Raw genomic sequence first — 2,983 nt, 5'->3', positions numbered from 1 at the left:
ATACCCATGAGGAAATAAAAGCAAGGCTGGAGGCAAATATTGAAAAGATAGAAAACGGTACAGCTAAAATATATAATGCACAAGAAATAAGACAAACTTTTAAAAAATGATTGTATACCTTGATGATTTTGTAAAAAATATTAATCTTATATGCAATTTTATTGCACTTGATAGCCAAAATAGGGCTGATAATTTTTATGATGAGCTAATGGGTAAAATAGAAACAATAGAAGATATGCCATTAAGGTTTAGAAAAAATTCGATTTTAAATCTGAATAATGTAAGAGATCTTATATACAAAGGGTATATAATCCCTTTCTTAATAAAAAATGACGATATTTATATATTAGATATTTACAAAGAAAACAAATGGAATCTCTTTAAGAAATAGCCAAGAAAGTCAAAATTTAGAATATAAAAATCAAATAGGCGCAAGCTTTGCTTGCATTATAAGCATCTATGGGGTCTAAACCCCATACCCCATCGAAAATATTGCAGTAACGTCAAGATGTCTAATTTTGATCATTTATCTCCCTAGTAAGTAAATCTCTTAAAATCTGATTTTTAGTAACGCCTCTTTGTTTTGCTGATTTTTCTAAAAATTCCATCTCGTTTTCTGATAGATAAATTGTCATCTGTTTAGTTGGTGGGTTTTCTGATTTAGGTCGGCCAAGTTTTTTATATTTCGCAAGTTGTGCCTCAAGTTCTGCTGTTTTATTTTCTTTTTCGTCTACTGCTTCATAATTTTTAGATACATCGCTGTTTAAATTAAAATTTGATAGATTTTTCATCTCAATCCTTTTTTAATAAAATCTAAAATTTTATTGTAGTGGCCATAAAAAGATTTATATTGCGATCTGCTTAATCCATTTTGATTATAAAGCTCCGTAAAACTCATGCCATTTGATATTGCATTTTCAAAGGCTGCCGAATGCTTAAGTATAAAATACTCTACATTATCTCCAAATCCGGCTTCTTTTAAAGCCTTAACTATTACTTGTAAATCAGCTTGATTTACAAGATCCGTAATTAAAACAATTATTTTTCCTTTGATATGACCTTTGATTTGATTAAAGGTTTCGCAAGCTTTAAAAACAGAGTTAATCTTAGGAGTTACCGGCATTATGATAAAGTCGCAACTATCTAATATCTTTAAAACACCTGCCGCCACAAAACCGCCAAAATCATATACGCAATTATCTTTTAATTCGCATGGATCTTTAAAGGCCGCTTTTGAGTAAATTTGAGTTACGACTGAATTATCATTAGTTTGAAGATCCAAATTTAGATCTTTAGCAATAGAAAAAGCTAATGGGGTTTTGCCTACTCCACCTTTTGAGTTTATAAGGGCTATTTTCATTCTTTTACCTTTGTCAATTTTATAACTTGTAGATATTTACAAGTTATAAATATTAAGAAGTTTTGAAATATTATAAGTTATTATATTTAACAAATTGTAAAAATAAAAGCAAGGATTATCTTTTTAAGCTATAATTGCAAATAAAGAAAGGAGCTAATACTATGGTAACATCAATAAATATACGGACATCGAATAGCGATACAGTAGCAGCCATAAAAGCTTTATTGGCACTTGATCCAGAAGCGATAATGACCTATGAAAACGAGCCGAGTCTAAGCGAAGCCGACCAAAAAGAGCTTGAGGAAATTATCGCCGCAGATGAACGTGGAGAAATAAAATACATACCTTTCGAGGAGTTTAAAACCGAAATGAGAGCCTACATTAAAAGCATAGGCGCTTAAAATGGAGATTATTTTAACGGAGCAATTCAAATCAGAGCTAAAAATCATTTTAGATTTTTACGCAGAGAAAAGCGAACAAACGGCAATTAATTTTCTTGAGGACTTATTTGAAAAAATTGATAATACAACTTTTATGCCCTATCGTTTCAGAAAGAACCAAAAACTCGACAGAGAGGACATAAGGGAGTTAATTTTTAAAGGCTACGTAATACCATTTCATATTGGCGTAGATAATATAAAAATTTTATCAATTTTCAAGCATAACTTGCCAAAAATCTAAGTTGGCTTTTTTTAAGAAACTCACTAAAATTAATCAAATTCCCCTCAATTCTTAAACCAAATCACCCGCTTTAAGCTTCCCAACCTTAAACCGGCAAATCTCTAAATTCACAAACCACGTTAAAATCGAGCTTTTGCACAATATGCAATGAAAAGTAGAATTTTCAATACAATTAAAAACTCGATCGCTTTTATATATATTTATTACAAATTTTCCTTTTTTATTACATTAGTATTTTTTAATGTAGAAAATATTTAAATATTTTATAAATCTTAAAGAAACTTTTAGTATAGTTTTACTATTTATGATTATTATTATTAAAATTCTTATAAAAGGAGGACTATATGAATAATTCGTTTGAAAAAGCCTTTGCTTTTTCTATTCTAACCGCTGCTGCTGTTTTGCAAGTTAATGCTGCAGAAGCAGACACAAAACCTGTCAAAGTAGTCTTAGATAAGGTTACCGTAACTGCTACTAAAACGCCGATAAAGGTTGAAGAAGTTCCGGCTAATGTGAGCATAACCACCAGTGATGATATTAAGGCAAAAGCTTCTGCAACAGACGCCTTTAAAGCAATTAAACATATGGCGGGAATTGAGCCTGTTAGTGGAGGAATGTCGGAAACTTTGTTAATTCGTGGCAAAGTTCCATCTATGCTAAGCAACGGTAAGGATATGAACTTTTTTTCAGGCGGTAGTCAAACCCCTCTTGTTTCAATGAACTCAATTGAGCGAATTGAGGTATTAAAAGGTCCTCAAGCAGCAATTCACGGTGCTAAAGCAACCTCAGGTGTTGTAAATATCATCAGAAAAAAAGGCGATGTTGATAATCCTTTCATAGAAACTGGAGTCTTTGCAGGCGCAGGAAAACAATTTGGAGCAAATCTTAGCCTTGGTGGAGGCACTAATTTTAATAGTGGGGGGGGGGGAATTCGCTCACTTA

Annotated in this window: 6 protein-coding genes; 4 read left to right on the top strand and 2 right to left on the bottom strand. The window is 31.7% G+C overall.

What is annotated here, in order from left to right:
• The first annotated feature begins 106 nt into the window (after nucleotides 1-106).
• Entirely contained in the window at nucleotides 107-391 is a 285-nt protein-coding gene (locus CDOM16188_RS10965; RefSeq protein ID WP_172202179.1) for a type II toxin-antitoxin system RelE/ParE family toxin, read from the top strand.
• 121 nt (nucleotides 392-512) lie between these two features.
• Here CDOM16188_RS10965 and CDOM16188_RS10960 read toward each other — a convergent pair whose 3' ends face one another.
• Complete coding sequence (locus CDOM16188_RS10960; protein WP_172202177.1) at nucleotides 513-791, bottom strand: CopG family transcriptional regulator; 279 nt, start codon at nucleotides 789-791, stop codon at nucleotides 513-515.
• Nucleotides 788-1,360 (bottom strand): hypothetical protein, encoded by a 573-nt coding sequence (locus CDOM16188_RS10955; protein WP_172202175.1) that lies wholly within the window; start codon nucleotides 1,358-1,360, stop codon nucleotides 788-790. Before CDOM16188_RS10955 ends, CDOM16188_RS10960 begins: the two co-directional genes overlap by 4 nt.
• A gap of 161 nt (nucleotides 1,361-1,521) precedes the next feature.
• Between CDOM16188_RS10955 and CDOM16188_RS10950 the strand changes: the two genes are divergently transcribed.
• The 3 genes from CDOM16188_RS10950 to CDOM16188_RS10940 all read left to right on the top strand — a co-directional run.
• A complete protein-coding gene (locus tag CDOM16188_RS10950) occupies nucleotides 1,522-1,761 on the top strand; it encodes a hypothetical protein (protein WP_172202173.1) in 240 nt (79 codons plus the stop codon).
• Between the two features lies 1 nt (nucleotide 1,762).
• A complete protein-coding gene (locus tag CDOM16188_RS10945) occupies nucleotides 1,763-2,041 on the top strand; it encodes a type II toxin-antitoxin system RelE/ParE family toxin (protein ID WP_172202171.1) in 279 nt (92 codons plus the stop codon).
• A 344-nt stretch (nucleotides 2,042-2,385) separates the two neighbouring features.
• On the top strand, nucleotides 2,386-2,983 hold a 598-nt coding region (locus CDOM16188_RS10940; protein ID WP_172202169.1), incomplete at its 3' end, for a TonB-dependent siderophore receptor.

Source organism: Campylobacter sp. RM16188 (assembly GCF_012978795.1).
GTDB lineage: Bacteria > Campylobacterota > Campylobacteria > Campylobacterales > Campylobacteraceae > Campylobacter_A > Campylobacter_A canis.
This window is presented reverse-complemented; position numbering and strand designations above follow the sequence as displayed.